This is a genomic window from Oerskovia sp. NPDC057915, from assembly GCF_042887685.1.
Taxonomy (GTDB): Bacteria; Actinomycetota; Actinomycetes; order Actinomycetales; family Cellulomonadaceae; genus Oerskovia.
Window position 1 is genome coordinate 7,430 of record NZ_JBHVOS010000016.1, and the last position, 13,947, is coordinate 21,376.

The 13,947-nt window shown below is 74.9% G+C and carries 10 protein-coding genes; 8 read left to right on the plus strand and 2 right to left on the minus strand.

The features are described 5' to 3' along the window. Positions 1-194: 194 nt before the first annotated feature. The 7 genes from ACFVQ3_RS11955 to ACFVQ3_RS11985 all read left to right on the plus strand — a co-directional run bounded on the left by ACFVQ3_RS11955 (position 195) and on the right by ACFVQ3_RS11985 (position 10,757). Positions 195-1,373, plus strand: a complete 1,179-nt coding sequence (locus tag ACFVQ3_RS11955) for an ADP-ribosylglycohydrolase family protein (protein WP_387639074.1) — start codon at positions 195-197, stop codon at positions 1,371-1,373. Continuing rightward, the gene (locus ACFVQ3_RS11960) at positions 1,370-2,794 is read left to right on the plus strand and encodes an ADP-ribosylglycohydrolase family protein (RefSeq protein ID WP_387639076.1); all 1,425 of its coding nucleotides are present in this window, start codon (positions 1,370-1,372) and stop codon (positions 2,792-2,794) included. The genes ACFVQ3_RS11955 and ACFVQ3_RS11960 overlap by 4 nt, the downstream gene beginning before the upstream one ends. After that, positions 2,791-3,825: a ribokinase gene (locus tag ACFVQ3_RS11965; protein WP_387639079.1), complete on the plus strand. Its 1,035-nt coding sequence runs from the start codon at positions 2,791-2,793 to the stop codon at positions 3,823-3,825. Before ACFVQ3_RS11960 ends, ACFVQ3_RS11965 begins: the two co-directional genes overlap by 4 nt. Further along, the gene (locus tag ACFVQ3_RS11970; protein ID WP_387639082.1) at positions 3,822-5,996 is read left to right on the plus strand and encodes an SUMF1/EgtB/PvdO family nonheme iron enzyme; all 2,175 of its coding nucleotides are present in this window, start codon (positions 3,822-3,824) and stop codon (positions 5,994-5,996) included. The genes ACFVQ3_RS11965 and ACFVQ3_RS11970 overlap by 4 nt, the downstream gene beginning before the upstream one ends. Further along, positions 5,993-7,201 (plus strand): CaiB/BaiF CoA transferase family protein, encoded by a 1,209-nt coding sequence (locus ACFVQ3_RS11975; protein ID WP_387639085.1) that lies wholly within the window; start codon positions 5,993-5,995, stop codon positions 7,199-7,201. The genes ACFVQ3_RS11970 and ACFVQ3_RS11975 overlap by 4 nt, the downstream gene beginning before the upstream one ends. Next, a complete protein-coding gene (locus ACFVQ3_RS11980; protein WP_387639087.1) occupies positions 7,198-8,028 on the plus strand; it encodes an HpcH/HpaI aldolase/citrate lyase family protein in 831 nt (276 codons plus the stop codon). Before ACFVQ3_RS11975 ends, ACFVQ3_RS11980 begins: the two co-directional genes overlap by 4 nt. A 203-nt stretch (positions 8,029-8,231) precedes the next feature. Beyond that, positions 8,232-10,757 (plus strand): alpha/beta hydrolase-fold protein, encoded by a 2,526-nt coding sequence (locus ACFVQ3_RS11985; protein ID WP_387639089.1) that lies wholly within the window; start codon positions 8,232-8,234, stop codon positions 10,755-10,757. Between the two features lie 195 nt (positions 10,758-10,952). Here ACFVQ3_RS11985 and ACFVQ3_RS11990 read toward each other — a convergent pair whose 3' ends face one another. After that, positions 10,953-11,927 (minus strand): glycoside hydrolase family 19 protein, encoded by a 975-nt coding sequence (locus ACFVQ3_RS11990; RefSeq protein WP_387639091.1) that lies wholly within the window; start codon positions 11,925-11,927, stop codon positions 10,953-10,955. Positions 11,928-12,277: 350 nt separating this feature from the next. Between ACFVQ3_RS11990 and ACFVQ3_RS11995 the strand changes: the two genes are divergently transcribed. Then, complete coding sequence (locus ACFVQ3_RS11995) at positions 12,278-12,796, plus strand: hypothetical protein (RefSeq protein WP_387639093.1); 519 nt, start codon at positions 12,278-12,280, stop codon at positions 12,794-12,796. A gap of 45 nt (positions 12,797-12,841) precedes the next feature. On the opposite strand, the gene ACFVQ3_RS12000 is transcribed toward ACFVQ3_RS11995, so the two are convergent. Beyond that, on the minus strand, positions 12,842-13,867 hold the full coding sequence (locus tag ACFVQ3_RS12000) for an ADP-ribosylglycohydrolase family protein (RefSeq protein WP_387639095.1): 1,026 nt from the start codon (positions 13,865-13,867) through the stop codon (positions 12,842-12,844). Positions 13,868-13,947 lie beyond the last annotated feature (80 nt).

The following is a 13,947-nucleotide window of genomic DNA, read 5'->3' on the forward strand; positions in this document are numbered from 1 at the left end:
CACCCAGACCACGCCAACCCATTTGCCTGTTGGTCTGGTGGGCTGGTTTTTGTTTATATGAGACTGGGTGGTAATTGATCACAAAGTTGTGCAGCGGTGGGGCGGGGCGGCAGCCCGCCCGTCCGCACGGACGACGACCACGGGTGGCCACGAGTCGCCCGAACGCAGAACGACGAACGACAGGGAGTGACCTCGTGAGCTGGCTGGACGAGAAGGCAGTGGCGGTGATCACCGGCGCGGCCGTCGGCGACGCGCTGGGTGGGGCGACCGAGGGGTGGACCCCGGAGCAGATCGAGGAGCGTCACGGCGGGCGGGTCACGGGCATCGTCGGGCCGTTCTACCCGAACTGGCAGGACGCCCGACCCATCGCGCCGTACCACAAGGGCGACGGGCACATCACGGACGACACCCTCATGACCCAGGCGCTCGTCGAGGTCTACGCCAAGCGTCGGGCGCACCTCGACGCGTACGCCGTGGCCGAGGACCTGGTCCCGCTCATGATCGGCGAGCCCCGCTGGATCCCCGAGCTCGAGTCGACGGCGCTGCTGCTGCAGCGCGTGTTCCTCGCGGAGAAGTGGATCGTGGCACGGCTCCACTACGGGCACGTCGACCCGCGCGAGGCCGGGGTCGGCAACATCGTCAACTGCGGCGCGGCCATGTACGTGGCCCCCGTCGGGCTGGCCAACGCGGGCGACCCGCGCGGCGCGTACGCCGAGGCGATCGACCTGACGGGCGCCCACCAGGCGAGCTACGGTCGCGAGGCAGCGGGTGTCTTCGCCGCCATGGTCGCCGCGGCGGTCGCCCCCGGGGCGAGCGTCGAGGACGTCGTGACGGCCGCGCTCGACGTCGCGCACGACGGGACGCTCGCCGCGCTGCGCGCCGTCGCGGACGCGTTCGACGGCTGGGGCACGGTGCCCACGACCGACGAGGAGGAGCGGGCGCTGGCCCGCAAGATCCGCGAGGTCGTGGCCCCCTTCGACTCGGTCGGTCCCGAGTACCGGCAGATGTCGATGGACGCGCGCCGCCCCTCGCGCACCAAGTCCATCGAGGAGCTGCCCGCGGCGCTCGGGTTCGTTCTGGGCCACCGCGGCGACTTCCGCGGCGCGGTGCTCGGCGCGGTCAACTACGGGCGCGACGCCGACTCGATCGCGGTCATGGCAGGCGCGATCACGGCCGGGCTCGGCGGGACCGAGGTCGTGCCGACCGAGTGGCTCGACGAGATCGAGCGCGCGAGCCGTACCGACGTCCGCGCGACCGGTCGGCTCATGGGGCAGGCCGCGGGCGACATCCTGCGTGCCGACCGCGAGGCCGCGACGGCTCGGCTCCTGGCCCTCGACGAGATCGAGGCCGCGACGGTGGGAGCCTCGGCGTGAGACTCACCTGGGCCCAGCCCGAGGACCTGCTCGCGCACGAGCTCGTCCAGTCGACCATCGAGGGCAAGGACGTCGCGGCCGTCGTCGCACGGTGGACCGCGGCGGGCGGCGACACGGTCCCGGCCGTGAGCGGCGCGGGCCCCGTGCCCGCGCCCCCGGCGCTGCGCGCCCTGGCACGCGAGCTCCTCGACGAGCTCGACGCCCTCCCGGCGGCCCCGGCCCCGGCCGAGCCGGACGGGTGGGCGCAGATCGCCGTGCTGCTCCCGGCGCCCCCGGCGCTCCCCACGGTGCCCGACGACGAGCTCGCCCGCCGCGTGCACGGCGCCTGGACCGGGCGCTCGGCCGGCTGCCTGCTGGGCAAGCCGGTCGAGAAGATCCCGCGCCAGGGCATCGAGGAGATCCTCCGGGCCACGGGCCGCTGGCCCCTCGCCACGTGGTTCACGGCGGTCGGGCTGCCCGACGACGTCGCGGCGCGCTGGCCCTGGAACCGGCGCAGCGCCCCGACCTCGCTCGAGGAGAACATCGACGGGATGCCCGAGGACGACGACCTCAACTACCCGATCCTCGCGCTCGCCCTGCTGGAGAAGCACGGCGCGGGCTTCACGACCGACGACGTCGCCCAGCTCTGGCTCGACAACCTGCCCGCGGGGCGCGTGTTCACCGCGGAGCGTGCGGCGTACCGCAACATCCTCGACGCGCGTCCCGTGCCCGAGACCGCGACGCACCAGAACCCGTTCCGCGAGTGGATCGGTGCGCTCATCCGCACCGACGTGCTCGGGTGGGTCGCCCCGGGCGACGTCCGGAGCGCCGCGTACCTCGCCTGGGTCGACGCGCGCCTGAGCCACACGCGCAACGGCGTCTACGGCGCCATGTGGGCCGCGGCGCTCGCGTCGGCGTCGATGGTCTGCTCGACCGTCGAGGACGTGCTCGACGCGGCCCAGACCGTGCTCCCTCCCGGCAGCCGGATCGCGGAGGCCGCGCGCCTGGGCCGCGAGGCCGCGCAGGACGGCGACGTGAGCGTCGGCCTCGACCGCATCCACGCCGTGTACGGCGACCTGCACTGGGTCCACGTGCTCAACAACGCGGCCGTGATCGCCTACGCCCTGACCAAGGGTGCGGGGGACTTCGGGACGAGCGTCTCGATCGCGGTCACCGCGGGCTGGGACACCGACTCGGCCGCCGCGACAGTGGGCGGCGTCGTCGGGGCCCTGCTCGGGACCGCGGGGATCGGCCAGGCATGGACCGGACCTGTCGACGGTCGCATCGCGACCTCGCTCCCCGGCGGGGAGCAGCGCATCGACGACCTCGCCGCCCGGACGCTCGCGCTGCGGCTCACGGGAGCGGTGGTCCCGGCAGCCACCGATGCTGCCGTGGTCGCCGACACCGCCGACAACACCGACACCGTGAGGGCCGGCGCATGAGCCCCGACCAGACCGCCCCGAGCCGGGGGAGCGTCGTCGTCGTCGGCTCGGCCAACGTCGACCTCGTGGTCGACGTCCCCCGCCACCCCGGTGGTGGCGAGACGATCCTCGGCGGCGACCTGCGCCGCAGCCCCGGCGGCAAGGGCGCCAACCAGGCCGTCGCCGCCGCCCGGGCGGGCGGCGCCGACACGACGTTCGTCGGGGCCCTCGGCCGGGACGAGTCGGGCGGGCTGCTGCTCGCCTCGCTCGACGGCGCAGGGGTGCGCACCGACCTCGTCGGCCGCACCGCGGCCCCCACGGGGACCGCGCTCATCACGGTCTCGCCCGACGGCGAGAACGCGATCGTCGTCGCCCCCGGCGCGAACTCGCAGGTGCGCATCGGCCCCGAGCAGGCGGACCGGATCGCGGCGGCGGACGTCGTCCTGGCGCAGCTCGAGATCCCGCTCGAGGTCGTCCTCGCCGCGGGGGCCGCCCGACGGCCGGGGGCAGTGCTCGTGCTCAACGCGGCGCCGTCCCGCGACCTGCCCGACGAGATGTGGGCCGCGCTCGACCTGCTGATCGTCAACGAGCACGAGGCGCGCGACCTGGCGGGGGACGCCGGCGACCCGGCCGCTCCCACCGACCCTGCTACCTCCACCGGCCTCGCCTCCCCCACCGACCCGGCCATCTTCACCAGCCCGGCCGCCCCCACCAGCCCCGCCGACGTCGCCGCGCGCCTGGCCGCGACCCTGCTCGCCAGGGTGCCCGCCGTCGTCGTGACCCTCGGCGGTGCCGGGTGCCTCGTCGCCCAGCGCGGCTCGGCCCCCGTCCACGTACCCGCCCCGCGCGTCGACGCCGTCGACACGACGGGCGCAGGAGACACCTTCTGCGGCGTGCTCGCCGCAGCCCTCGCGGGCGGGGCCACCCTCGTGGACGCCGCCCGGACCGCCTCGTTCGCGGGCGCCCTGGCCGTGACACGGCCCGGGGCCCAGGACGCCGTGCCCACGGCCGACGAGGTCGCCACCTTCGCGCACACGGAGCAGCTGCCATGAGCTACACGTTCGACCCGCTCGTCCCTCGCCCCATCGACCTCCCCACGTCCGTCCCGCTCGACGGGCCGCTCGACGAGCAGGACGTCGCCGCGCTCGACCAGGCGAAGATCTTCGCCGCGCCTGACGACCCGGCGCAGCGGGCCGCGTGGCGCGAGCGGCTCGAGGCGTGGCGCAGCGGCGCGCGCGAGCGCCACGGGTTCACGGGCGCGGTCTACGAGCGACCGCAGGCCGCGTGGGCCGCGAGCTGCTTCACGATCGCGCAGGTCTGGCTGTGGGACGAGCTGCTCTACTCGTTCGAGGAGAACCGCTTCACGCCCGAGCGCTTCCTCGCCGACGCGCGGGAGCGGTTCGCGGACCTCGACGCCGTGGTGCTGTGGCACGCGTACCCGGTCATCGGGATCGACGACCGCAACCAGTGGGACTTCTACCGTGACGTCCCGGGCCTCACGGGGCCCGACGGCCTGGTCGCGACCCTGCACGCCGCGGGCCTGCACGTGTTCGTCGACTACAACCCGTGGGACACGGGCACGCGCCGCGGCGAGGACGACCTGTCCGAGCTCGCTGCGGTCGTCGCGGACCTTCCGGCGGACGGCGTCTTCCTCGACACGCTCAAGAAGGCCGAGCCCGAGCTCGTCGCACGGCTCGAGGCCGCCCGGCCGGGCATCGTCCTCGAGGGCGAGTCCAAGCTCGCGGTCGAGCGCATCGAGGACCACTCGTCGTCGTGGGCGCAGTTCTTCGCCGACTCGGCGGTGCCGGGCGTCCTGCGCGCGCACTGGTACGAGCGCCGTCACATGCAGCACCACGTGCGCCGCTGGAACCGCGACCACACCGACGAGCTCCAGTCTGCGTGGATCAACGGCGTGGGCGTCATGGTGTGGGAGGTCGTGTTCGGGGTGTGGGTCGGGTGGAGCGAGCGCGACGCCGCGACGCTGCGCCGCATGGTCACGGTCCAGCGCGCCGCCAAGGACCTGCTGCTCGACGGCGCTTGGACCCCGCTCACGGACCTCGCCCCCGAGGCGCGCGACGCGGGCGTGCACGCGTCGCTCTTCTCGCGCGACGGCGTCTCGCTGTGGACGCTCGTCAACCGCGGCGAGGACGACTACACGGGCCAGGTCCTCGCGGACGCCCCCGCCGGCCGTCTGATCGACCTGACCGGCCTGGCGGCCTCCGCCGCCCCCACCGACCCGACCGGTACGCCGGTCGCCCAGGCCGGTGGCACCGTCGACGGAGCCGGTGCCACCGCTCCACCCGTCACGGTCCCGGGCCGCGGCATCGCGGCGCTCGTGCACGTCGCCCCCGGCGCCGACGAGCCCGACTGGCTCCCCGGCCTCGTCGAGGACATGCGGCGTCACGCTCCGAGCGCGGACGCGCGGTTCCCGCACCGCCTCGCGCGCCGGATCGTGCCGGAGGTCTCGGCGTCGGGGCTCGACGGCACCGCCCGGCTCGACGGCTCCGCCGCACACACCACCGCCCACCCCGTGCCGGTCCACCCCGAGACCGGGGCGGGCCAGGACGTGGAGGCGAGCGCCGTCGTCGTGCCCGCGGGGCCGTACGTCCTGACGGTGCGCTACCGCGCCCGCGAGACCGGGATGTACCAGGGCGCGCCCTACGTCGAGGAGTGGAAGCCCCTCGCGCCGCGCCTGCACGACCCGCGCACGCTCCAGCGCGACGGCGAGCTCGCCGCCCCCGTCGCGGTCGCGGCCACCGAGGTGACCAACGCCGAGTTCGCACGGTTCCTCGACGCGACCGGCTACCGGCCCGCGACCCGGCACAGGTTCCTCGCGCACTGGGTGGACGACCGACCGCCCGCGGGGCGCGAGGACGAGCCCGTGACGTTCGTCGACCTCGACGACGCGCGCGCCTACAGCGCCTGGCGCGGAGGCCGGCTCCCGAGCGAGGACGAGTGGCAGCTCGCGGGCGAGACCGGCGGCCTGCTGCGCGGCACCCCCGTCGTGTGGAACTGGACCGAGAGCGAGCACAGCGACGGCCGCACCCGCTACGCGATGCTCAAGGGCGGCTCGGACCACGAGTCCGTCGGCTCCGAGTGGTACTTCGACGGCGGCGTCCAGCGCCCCGAGTTCAGCGCCAAGCTGCTCCTGCCGGGCCTGGGGCTGGCACGCAGCTCGAGCATCGGCTTCCGCTGCGCCTGGACCGTGGAAGTGACGGCATGACCGTCTCGCGCGACCCCCGGGACGGTGCGCTCGCGGGCCTCAAGGTCGTCGACGCCTCGACGCTCTTCGCGGGCCCCATGGCCGCGATGCACCTCGGCGACATGGGCGCCGACGTGATCAAGGTCGAGCACCCCATCAAGCCCGACCCCTCGCGCGGGCACGGCGCCGCGAAGGACGGCGTCAACCTCTGGTGGAAGACGCTCGGCCGCAACAAGCGCACCGTGACCGTCAACCTGTCGAGCGACGGGGGGCGCGAGGTCTTCCTGGCGCTCGCGGCCGAGGCCGACGTCGTGATCGAGAACTTCCGCCCCGGGACGCTCGAACGCTGGGGCCTGGGCTACGACGAGCTCTCGGCCCACAACCCTCGCCTCGTGCTCGCGCGCATCAGCGGGTTCGGGCAGGTTGGGCCGTACCGGTCGCGCCCCGGGTTCGGCACGCTCGCCGAGGCCATGAGCGGGTTCGCGGCCATGACGGGCGAGGCGGACGGTCCGCCGACCCTGCCGCCGTTCGGTCTCGCGGACGGCGTCGCGTCGCTCGCGACCGCGTTCGCGGTCATGGTCGCGCTCCAGAGCCGTGAGCGCACGGGCCGCGGCCAGGTCGTCGACACCGCGATCATCGAGCCGATCCTCGCGATGCTCGGCCCGCAGATCACGCGCTGGGACCAGCTAGGAACCGTGCAGCCGCGCACGGGCAACCGCTCGGCGAACAACGCGCCGCGCAACACGTACCGCACGAGCGACGGCCAGTGGGTCGCGGTCTCGACGTCGGCGCAGTCGATCGCGGAGCGCGTCATGCGCCTCGTGGGGCACCCCGAGGTCATCGACGAGCCATGGTTCGCGGTGGGGGCCGAGCGCGCCCAGCACGCCGACGAGCTCGACGCGGCCGTGGGCGGCTGGATCGCGCAGCGCACGCGCGACGAGGTCGTGGCGGCGTTCGAGGAGGCGCAGGCCGCGGTCGCGCCCATCTACGACGCGCAGGACATCGTGGGCGACCCGCAGTTCCAGGCGCTCGGCACGCTCCACGAGATCGAGGACCCCGAGCTCGGGCCCCTGCTCATGCAGGGCCCGCTGTTCCGGCTCTCGGACCACGACGGCGTCATCGGCTTCACGGGCCGCGCGCACGGCGCCGACACCGACGAGGTGCTGGGCGAGCTGGGCTTCGACGCCGAGCGCGTCGCCGAGCTGCGGGAGGCGGGGGCCGTATGAGCACCCCGCCGCTCACGCTGCTCTACGCCCCGGCCGACCGGCCCGACCGTGTCACCAAGGCGTTCGCGACGTCCGCCGACGTCGTGATCGTCGACCTCGAGGACGCGGTCGCCCCGGCCGCCAAGGTGGCCGCGCGGGCCTCGGCCGTGGAACTGCTGGCCGAGGTCTCGCGCCGGGTCCAGGTGCGCGTCAACCAGCGCGCCACGCCCTGGCACGCCGACGACGTCGCGGCGGTCGCGACGCTTCCCCTCGCCGTGGGGGCTCGCGTGCCCAAGGTCGAGTCGGCCGACGAGGTCCGCGGCCTCGCGGCCGCGCTGCCCGGGCGCGACCTGCACCTGCTGGTCGAGTCGGCTCTCGGGGTCGAGCGGGCGTTCGAGATCGCGTCCGCCTCGCCCCAGGTCGCGTCGGTCGGCCTGGGCGAGGCCGACCTGCGCTCCGACCTGCGCGTGGACGACGACGGCGCGCTGGCCTGGGTGCGCAGCCGCCTCGTGGTCGCGGCGCGGGCCGCGGGGCTGCCGTCGCCGTCCATGTCGGCGTACACGCACGTCAAGGACGTCGACGGGCTCGTGGCCTCGTGCCGTGCGGGTCGTGCCCTCGGCTTCCTGGGTCGCACCGCGATCCACCCCGTCCAGCTCGACCCCATCCGCGAGGCGTTCCTCCCGAGCACCGACGAGGTCTCGCGGGCGCGCGAGGTGCTCGACCGCGTCGGCACCGCGGCCGCGCGCGGGGTCGGGGCGATCGCGCTCCCCGACGGCACGTTCCTCGACGTCGCGATGGTCGAGCGCGCGCGCTCGGTCCTCGCGGTCGCGGGGGAGGCGACGGCCTGAGGGCCGCTCTCCCGTGAGGGGGTGCCCGCGCACCGGCGCGCGGGTGGCCCCGACCTGCTGAACCTGCACTGCCTTCTGTTCCACCTCGACCACTGCGACCGGTTCGATGGTCGGCCCCGGCCGCTCCACCTCGCCGGCCGCGGTGCCCGTCCCACCCCGCACGACCCGTACGGCCCTGCTCACGCTTCTCGAAGGAGAGAACCATGACCTCAGCCCTCCCGACGACGCCACCGCGCGTCCCTCGTTCGCGGCGGCGGATCGCTGCCCTCCTGGCCGGGGTGGTGGGAGCGGGCGGCGCCGTCGTCGGGCTCCCGCTCGTCGTGGCCGGACCCGTCGCGGCCGCCGAGCAGGGCACGCTCGTGCCCGGCAGCGCGCCCTCGGAGGCGCTCGGCGCGGGCGGTGCCGTCGACTACACGGTGTACCTGCCACCCGGCTACGACGAGGACGCCGAGCAGCGCTACCCGACCGTCTACCTGCTGCACGGGCGCGGCGACACGCAGGCCGCGTGGCAGCGCGTCGCGACCGACCTCGACGAGCTCATCGGGACCGAGGCGATCCAGCCCCTGGTCGTGGTCATGCCCGACGCGCCCTGGAACGACCGGGGCAGCTGGTACACGGACTCGGCCTACGAGGGGTCGGCGGACTCGGGCGAAGGCGCAGGACTCCAGGTCGAGACCGCGCTCACGCGCGACCTGGTCGGGCACGTCGACGCGACCTACCGCACCGTGGCCGACCGTGAGGCGCGCGCCGTCGGCGGCTACTCCATGGGCGGGGCGGGCGCGCTGCGCCTGACCCTCGCGCACCAGGACGAGTTCTCGGCCGGCATCGTGCTGAGCCCCGCCGTGTACGTCCCCCAGCCCCCTGCGGACTCGTCCGTCCGTGACCACGGGGGCTACGGCGTCGGGCACGAGCTGTTCTCGCCCGAGCGCTACACCGAGCTCTCCTACCCGGCGGCGCTCGCCGCGCTCGACCCGGCGCTGCCCGTGCACCTGTTCGTCGCGGTCGGCGACGACGAGTGGGCCAACCCGGACCCCGCGGAGGCCAGCCACGACATCGACTTCGAGTCCGCCCGGCTCTACAACACCGCGCGCCGCGTGCCAGGAGTGACGGCCGAGCTGCGGGTCATGGACGGGGGCCACGACTGGGACGTCTGGCAGCCCGCGTTCCGCGAGGCGATCGTCGACGTGTCCTCGCGCCTGCGCACCGAGCCCACCGTGCCGTGGGACGCGGAGCTGCTCGGCTCCGCGGGCGACGACCGCGCGGGCGGCATCCTCCCCACGCCCGACGGCGGCACGACCGTCGCGCTCAACCTTGCCGGGGCGTGGGCCGGGTCCCAGCCCGCGGGTGGCCTCGACGTCGTGCTCGCCCGCCGCGACGCGGACGGTGCGACGCTGTGGCAGCACCCGATCGCGACGGCCGCCGACGAGCGCGCGTACGGCGTGGTCGCCGGACGGGCCGGCACGACCCTCGTCGCCGGGTACACCAAGGGCGACCTCGACGGGAAGCACGCGGGCACGACGCGCGACGACGGGTTCGTCGCGGCCGTGACCGCCACGGGCGAGCGCGCCTGGACCCTCCAGACGGGCGATCCCGCCGCGGCCGACCGCTTCTACGCCGTCGCGCCCGACGGGGCGGGCGGCGCGTACGTCGCCGGGTACACGAGCGGCACCGTCCCCGGTGGCACGAGCGCGGGGGACAAGGACGCCGTCGTCGGGCGCGTCTCGGCCGGTGGCGAGCTCCTGTGGCTGCGCCAGGTCGGCGGTCCGGGCGAGGACAAGGCGCTCGCCGTGGCCCCCGGCCCGGACGGGTCCGTGTACGTCGGCGGGGTCGCAGGGCAGGGCATGCCGGGCGCGCAGGCGGCCGGCGCCAACGACGGCTGGGTCGCGCGGTACGACGGCGCGGGCGAGCTCGTGTGGATGCGAGGGGTCGCGACCTCCGCCAACGACCAGGTGAGCGGGCTCGTGGCGCGCGCAGACGGGTCGGTCGTCGCCGTGGGGCACACGCGCGGTGCGCTCGGCGGGGCCTCCGCCGGTGACAACGACGTGTTCGCGCGGGCCTTCGACGCCTCGGGCGAGGTCCTGTGGACCACGCAGACCGGCACGGCGACCGACGACCGCGGCGTGACCGGCGTGGCCGGGGCCGACGGCACGGTGCTCGTCGTCGGCACGACGTACGGCTCGCTGGGGACGCCCGTCGGCGGCGTGGACGTGTTCACGCTCGCGCTCGCGGCCGACGGCACGCCCGGGGCCGTGACCCAGCTCGGGACGCGCGAGCGCGACGGGGCCGACGAGTGGGACGACGCCAACCTGTTCGCGGCGGCGCTGCCCGGTGCGGACGGCGCCTGGCTGAGCGGTCTGACGTTCGGGGCGCCGCTCGGCGCGGTGAACGCAGGGGCCGGGGACGTGTTCGTGACGCGGGTCGAGTTCGCGACCGGGCCGTCGGTGCCGTCGACCGAGGTCGGCGTCGAGGCCACGGCGCGCTGCGTCGGCGGCAGGGTGCAGGTCTCGGTGCGAGCGCTCAACGGCGGGGACCACGCGGTGGACGTCGAGGTGTCGACGCCGTTCGGGACCAAGAAGTTCGCGGGCGTGGGCGCGGGCAAGAGCGCGCAGCAGACGTTCTCCGCCCGGGTGCCGGCGATCGAGGCGGGGGTGGCGACCGTGACGGTGCACGAGCCGGCGGGGCCGGTCGAGGTCCGCACGCCGTACGCGGCGACGGACTGCGCGGCCTGACGGGGCTGGGCGCCCGGGTGCCTGGGTGCCTGGTTTCTTGGGCGCCTGGGCGCCGAGTGTGCAGTTCGGGTCGTCGTGGAGCGTCGGTGACAGCCCGAACTGCACACTCGACGGCCGCGGGCCGCGAGACCGTGGGACGCCCGACGGCGGAGCGCACCTGGGAAGGTGCGCTCCGCCGTCGGGCAGGGGGACGACTCAGCAGGTGAGGTTCGACCCCGTGGTCGTGCCGAGGATCTGCGCGAAGCGCTGGAACGCCGCGATGCGGCTCTGCACCTGCGCGGGGTTGCCGCCGTTGCACTCGAGCGTGCCGTTGATCGACCGGATCGACTCACCGAAGCCCGAGCCGCCCACGATCGCCTGGTGACCGGACATCGTGCCCGCGCCCGACTGCGTGTTCCAGAACCACAGGCCCGTCTTCCAGGCCACGGCCGGGTCGGTCTCGACCAGGTACGGGTTGTTCAGCAGGTCGATGCCCAGGGCGTCGCCCGCCGCCTTGTAGTTGTAGTTCCAGGAGAGCTGGATCGGGCCCTTGCCGTAGTACGCCGACTGGCCCGCGGGGCAGCCGTACGACTGGCTCGCGTCGCAGTAGTGCGGGTAGTTCGCGGTGTTGATCTCCTTGACGTAGACCAGCGCGCCCGTCTCGTGGTTGACGTTCGCGAGGAACGCCGCCGCCTCGCGCTTGGCGACCTCGGTGCCGCCCGACGTGGCGAACTGCGGGTACGCGCTGAGCGCCGCGACCAGGCCCTGGTACGTGTAGAACGGGTTCCGGTTCGGGAACATCTGGTTGAACTGGGCCTCGCTCACCACGAAGCCGCCGGTGCCGCCGCCGGTGCTGCCACCCGTGGTGCCGCCCGTCGTGCCACCGGTGGTGCCACCCGTGGTGCCGCCGGTCGGGCCGCAGGTGCCCTGGGTGCGCCAGACACCCCACTGGCCCGTGGTCCCCGGGGCCTCACCCTGGGTCCACCACCCGGCCTTCCAGTTCTGGCCGTCCTTCGAGACGACGGCGCCGCCCGTGTACACCGCGGACGAGGACCACGCCGGAGCGCACGCCTCGGCAGCGGCCGCGCGAGGCGCGGGTCCGGCGATCGACCACGCGAGGGCCGTCGTCAGGAGAAGAGCAAGGAGAGCCAGCACCGTCGCTGGTCGTCGGATCGTTCGTGCCGTGAGCATGCACGTGCCTCTCGTCGATTACAGGGGGACGACTGCGAGCCTGTCGGGCGGTCAGGGGGATGGTCAACGCACGTAGGGGGTACTACGTAGGCGGCGCGGGTTGCTCGTGCGGTGTCGCCGGGTGCTGCTCGTTCGGGGTCGCCGAGTGCTGCTCGTGCGGTGTCGCCGAGTGTGCAGTTCGGGCTGTCGTCGGAGCGTCCGGACGACCCGAACTGCACACTCGACGCCTGGACCGCCGGCTTGGGGGGCGCGGGCCGCCCATCCCTGTGGACAAGTCTCCGGGTGGCCGGGACGGTCGGTATCGTCGCCCCGGCTCCGGGTGGGAGCCGTTGACGCCGTGCGGGGGTGCCATGCGACGTGGGGACGACCTGAGCGCGATGCCCGCTGCCGGGCTGGTTGCGGCGCTCGTCACCGGCTGCGGCGGGAACGGAGCGTCGGCGCCGACGTCGCTCACGCTCGCCGACGCGCCCGAGCACTACGGCGCCGTCCTCGCCGACGTCTGTGAGGTGGTCGACGACGCAGCCGGCCCCCGGGAGTGGACGACCGTCGAGCGGGCCCCCGTCGACTGGGAGGTCGCCGACGGCCGGTGCCCGTTCTGGACCCCGGGGTGGCGCGCCGAGGAGCCGATCAGCGTCGACGGCTCCTGGGCGCAGGTCGTCGACACCCTCGATGCCGTCCTGACCGAGCACGGGTTCCACGCGCTCCACGAGAACGAGTCACCCACCGGAGGCTGGGCCTTCCTCTCGGCCGAGGACGCCAACGGCGCGGTCCTCACGCTCCGCTCGACCGGGCACACCGAGCTCGGGGTGTCGGGGGGATCGGTGCTGCGCGGTGAGGCGGAGGTGTGCCCGGGGCGGGAGGAGGGGTAAGTGTCGGCTTCTTGCCGGTGCGCTCGCCCGGGGCGGGTTCCCAGGTCACGTGATGTGTGTGCCGCGCTGGGCGGTCGTGCGGGCGAGGTCGCCGAGCCCCTCGCCGTCGAGCCCCGGCCAGCCGTGGACCAGGTCGAGCCACTCGGCGGGGAGGTCGGTCGTCCCGTACCGTGCGCCGAGGAGCGCCCCCGCGATGGCGGCCACCGTGTCGGTGTCGCCCCCGATCCGGACCGCCGCCTGCAGCGCGCGCACGGTGTGCGGCGCGCCTTCGCCCACGGTGCCCGACGACGCAGCCGAGCCGTTGCGCGCCGGGCGGGCTCCGCCGTCGGGCACGTGGGTGGACGCGATCGCGTGCCATGCAGCCTGGAACGCCGTGACCGTGAAGCCGTTCGACCGGAGGTCGGCGGTGGGCTGCTCCCTTTCGGCGTCCGCGATCCACGCCTCCCACATGGCACGTCGATCGGGGGGCAGGAGATCGAGGCCCGCACGGACGTCGAGCCTCTCCTGCGTGACCGCTACCCGGACCGCCTCCGACCAGAGCACGCAGGACTCGCCCGCGAGCGGGTCGGAGTGCGTGAGCGCAGCGACTGCGCGGGCTGCGCGGGCCGTCTCGGCGCGGTCGTCCAGAGCGACCACCCCGACGATCCCGGTGCGCATGAGCGCGCCGTTGCCCGCGGTCCGGCCCGTCGAGGCGTGCAGGGCCGCGCTCGCCGCGCGCAACCTCGCGGCCGGTCGCCCGGGGAGGTGCGCGGCGTTCCTCAGGACGGCGGCGGTCTGCGTGCCGACGTCGGACGCGCCCCCGGTGAGCCAGGCCTCGAAGGCCGCGGCGACGTCGTCGAGCGGGCCCTCTGCGGTCAGCCCGCGCCCCTGTGCCGCGACGCGGGCGATGCACACGGCCATCTGTGTGTCGTCGCTCCACTCGCCCGGCGCGTACGGGCCGAGCCCCCCGCCGCGCATGACCGCGCCCTCGTCGGCGCGGGGAGGCATCGCGAACTCGTACGGGACGCCCAGGGCGTCGCCGCACGCCTGCACGACGAGGACGCCTGCGGCACGGTCGGTGTTGTCGGTCACGGTGAGAGCGTAGAGGGCGGCGGGGCGAGGGCCGTGCTCACCGAGTGTGCAGTTCGGGCTGTCTCTGGGGCTTCGGGACG

Bases quoted from the DNA above. Each gene is read 5' to 3' on its own strand.
- ACFVQ3_RS11965 (WP_387639079.1), top strand. From the start codon at position 2,791: ATGAGCCCCGACCAGACCGCCCCGAGCCGGGGGAGCGTCGTCGTCGTC.
- ACFVQ3_RS11970 (WP_387639082.1), top strand. From the start codon at position 3,822: ATGAGCTACACGTTCGACCCGCTCGTCCCTCGCCCCATCGACCTCCCC.
- ACFVQ3_RS11975 (WP_387639085.1), top strand. From the start codon at position 5,993: ATGACCGTCTCGCGCGACCCCCGGGACGGTGCGCTCGCGGGCCTCAAG.
- ACFVQ3_RS11980 (WP_387639087.1), top strand. From the start codon at position 7,198: ATGAGCACCCCGCCGCTCACGCTGCTCTACGCCCCGGCCGACCGGCCC.
- ACFVQ3_RS11985 (WP_387639089.1), top strand. From the start codon at position 8,232: ATGACCTCAGCCCTCCCGACGACGCCACCGCGCGTCCCTCGTTCGCGG.
- ACFVQ3_RS11990 (WP_387639091.1), bottom strand. From the start codon at position 11,927: ATGCTCACGGCACGAACGATCCGACGACCAGCGACGGTGCTGGCTCTC.
- ACFVQ3_RS11995 (WP_387639093.1), top strand. From the start codon at position 12,278: ATGCGACGTGGGGACGACCTGAGCGCGATGCCCGCTGCCGGGCTGGTT.